Source organism: Achromobacter sp. RT286_PF, from assembly GCF_059760425.1.
This window is the reverse complement of record NZ_JCBAMR010000087.1, coordinates 1-485: the sequence shown is the minus strand read 5'-3', so window position 1 is coordinate 485 and position 485 is coordinate 1. Positions and strand designations below refer to the sequence as shown.

Genomic DNA, 485 nt, shown 5'->3' with positions numbered 1-485 from the left:
GCGCCTGGCCGCCGAAGAGGGCTACTTTCACCGCTACGCCCATACCGAAAATTCCCACCGCCTGATCCACGGCGACCGCATCTACATCCATGGTGAGATCGCCGGCGGGCCGGTCGTCTACAACCCCACGCCGGGCGGCGATCAACACCAGCCCGCATTGCATCGCTTCATCTATACCGAACAGCTACGTACCGCCCGCCAGACGCAACGCGACTACACCTACACACACCCGCAGTACGACCAGGAACACACGCACGTCGCCACCGACCTGCAACACCAAGACGGCCGCTACGAGCGCTACGACTACCCCGGCCGCTACAAGCGCGACGAGGCCGGCAAACCCTTCACGCAAAGCCGCCTGCTGGGCTTGCGCCGCGATGCGCGCATGGCCCAGGTGCACGGCGACGACGCACGGCTAATTCCCGGCGTGGCGTTCGACCTGACCGGCCACCCGCGTGATGACTGGAACCACGGCTGGCGCCCGG

The 485-nt window shown here is 66.4% G+C and carries 1 protein-coding gene; it reads left to right on the top strand.

What is annotated here, in order from left to right; all coding sequences use genetic code 11:
- Window positions 1-485: contractile injection system protein, VgrG/Pvc8 family (locus AC6LJY_RS27965; RefSeq protein ID WP_498137239.1), on the top strand; the 485-nt coding region annotated here is incomplete at both ends.